A 3158-nucleotide genomic window follows, 5' to 3' on the forward strand; every position below is an offset into this window, starting at 1 on the left:
CGTTCGGATATTTTGGGACGGTTGGGGGTTTTAGGCCCTGCTAATTTGTTTTTAATTAATCCAAACGGCATTGTGTTTGGACCATCTGCCAGTTTAGACGTGCAGGGTTCATTTTTGGCAACGACAGCGAATGCCGTCAAGTTAGGGGATACCGGACTATTTAGCGCTTCACAACCGAGTTCGAGTAATTTACTTAGCGTCAGTCCCTCAGCTTTGTGGTTTAATGCCGTTGCTGCTCAACCCATTGTTAATCGATCGCAAGCACCAAGTTTAGATCGGCCTAACTCACGAGGTCTTCCCCCAGGGCTACAGGTGCAACCGGGTCGAACTTTAGCGTTAGTTGGTGGGAATGTATTCCTAGACTCCGGGAGGCTGACAGCAGCCGGAGGACGCATTGAACTCGGCAGTGTGGCCCGAGTGGGAGAAGTAAGTTTGAGTTCTAGTGGGAACAACTTTGTCCTAGGCTATGACTCGATTAATAATTTTGGCAATATTTCATTATCAAACGGGGCATCTGTGAATGCCAGTGGTGAAGGAGGCGGTGACATTCAGATTCGCGGTGGGCAGTTTTCGATGACACAAAGCTCGTATATTTTCGCTAACACCTGGGGGGCACAAAATGGCAAACAGGTACTGGTACGCGCAACAGAGGTTGAGCTGAGGGACGCTTCATACCTGACGGCTGATGTGGGAACCACAGGAACGGGAACTGGAGGAGACATAAGAATTGACACGGGGCGCTTGCTGGTGCGCGATGGGGCACGGGTATCAGCCTCTAGTGACGGTTCAGGCAAGAGCGGCAACTTGCAGATTACGGCAACGGATTCAGTTGAGGTGATTGGTAACTCAGCCAGTGATCAGTTTATCGCTGGCTTGTTTACTGGGGGTAATGGGGGTGGGGATTTGAGGATTGACACGGGGCGTTTGCTAGTGCGCGATGGGGCGCTGGTATCAACCGGTACTTTCGGTTCAGGCAACGGTGGCAACTTGCAGATTAACGCTTCTGATTCGGTTGAGGTGACTGGGAGCTCAGCCGATGGTAACTTCACCAGTGGCTTGTCTACTTCTGGGACTGGGGGTGTAGGGAATTTGAGCATTAACACACGGCGCTTGCTGGTGAGCGATGGGTCATACATATCAACCACTTCTTACGGTTCAGGCAAGGGCGGCAACTTGCAGATTACCGCTGTTGATTCGGTTGAGGCGATTGGAGTATCAACAGGCAATCGTCCCTCTAGCGGTGGCTTGTTTGCTCGGAATAGTAGGGTAGGGAGTGGGGGGGATGCAGGAGATTTGAGCATTAACACACGGCGCTTGCTAGTGCGCGATGGGGCAGAGGTATCAGTCGCTACTTCCGGTTTGGCCAAGGGCGGCAGCTTGGAGATTAGGGCAACAGATTCGGTTGAGGTGATTGGTAACTCAGCCAATGGGTTTATAAGTGGCTTGTCGGCTCAGAGTGAGGGTAACGAGGGTGGGGATGCAGGGAATTTGAGGATTGACACGGGTCGCTTGCTGGTGCGCGATGGGGCACGGGTAACAGCCGCTACTAGAGGTTCAGGCAACGGTGGCAGCTTGCAGATTAAGGCAACAGATTCGGTTGAGGCGATCGGGACCTCAGCCAGTGGTCAGTATCCCAGTGGCTTGTTTACTCAGAGTAACGGGAGTGGGGATGCAGGGATTTTGAGCGTTAACGCGGGTCGCTTGCTGGTCAAGGGTGGGGCAGTGGTATCAGCCGGTACTTTCAGTTCGGGCAACGGCGGCAGCTTGCAGATTACCGCTGTTGATTCGGTTGAGGTGATTGGTACCTCAGCCAGTGGTCAGATTAGGAGTGGCTTGTTTACTGAGAGTAATGGGAGTGGGGATGCAGGGATTTTGAGGATTGACACGGGGCGCTTGCTGGTGCGCGATGGGGCGCAGGTATCAACCGCTACTACAGGTTCAGGCAAGGGCGGCAGGTTGCAGATTACGGCAACAGATTTGATCGAGGTGATGGGTAGCTCAGCCAGTGATCAGTTTGGCAGTGGCTTGTTGGTTTCTAGTCAAGGGAGTGGGGATGCAGGGATTTTGAGGATTGACACGGGGCGCTTGCTGGTGCACGATGGGGCGCAGGTATCAGCCGGTACTTTCAGTTCGGGCAAGGGCGGCAGCTTGCAGATTGCAGCAACAGATTCGGTTGAGGTGATTGGTAGCTCAGCCAGTGGTCAATTTAGCAGTCGCTTGTTTACTGATAGTCAAGGGAGTGGGGATGCAGGGAACTTGAGGATTGACACGGGGCGCTTGCTGGTGCGCGGGGCAGAGGTATCAACCCGTACTAGAGGTTTAGGCAAGGGCGGCAAATTGCAGATTAGGGCAACAGATTCGGTTGAGGTGATGGGTGCTTCAGCCGATAGTCGGGTTGTCAGTGGCTTGTCTGCTTCTAGTTCTGGGAGTGGGGATGCAGGGGACTTAAGGATTGACACGGGGCGCTTGCTGGTGCGCGATGGGGCGGTGATATCCACCACAACTTTCGGTTCGGGCAAGGGTGGCAGCTTGCAGATTATGGCAACGGATTCGGTTGAGTTGAGTGGTACATCAGCCGATGGTCGGTTTTTCAGTGGCTTGTTTACTGATACTCAAGGGAGTGGAAATGCAGGGAACTTGAGGATTGACACGGGGCGCTTGCTGGTGCGCGGGGCAGAGGTATCAACCCGTACTTTCAGCTCAGGCAACAGTGGCAGCTTGCAGATTACGGCAACAGATTCGGTTGAGGTGATTAGTACATCAGCCAATGGTCGGTTTCCCGGTGGCTTGTTTACTGATACTCAAGGGAGTGGGGATGCAGGGAATTTGGGAATTGACACGGGGCGCTTGCTGGTAAGCGATGGGGCACGGGTATCCAGCAGCAGCGCGCGAGAAGGAACAGCAGGCAATATCAACATTACAGCCCGCGATACCCTACAAGCTAACAATGGCACGATCTCAACCAGCTCCGCTCGATCTTCCGGGGGAAGTATCGACATCACAGCTTCTAATATTCGCCTATCGGGCAACAGTGACATCACCAGCAGGGTTAACTCTGGTGTAGGAGGCGGTGGCAACATAGACATAAAAGCTGACTCCATCCTCGCTTTCGACGACAGCGATATCCTCGCTTCTGCCCGTGATGGCAGAGGTGGAAA

General features: G+C 53.5%; 1 protein-coding gene. It reads left to right on the forward strand.

The genetic code is table 11. The features are described 5' to 3' along the window. On the forward strand, window positions 1-3158 hold a 3158-nt coding region (locus QUA23_RS30690; RefSeq protein WP_333110712.1), incomplete at both ends, for a two-partner secretion domain-containing protein.

This window comes from Microcoleus sp. Pol1C5 (assembly GCF_036701115.1).
Lineage (GTDB): Bacteria > Cyanobacteriota > Cyanobacteriia > Cyanobacteriales > Microcoleaceae > Microcoleus.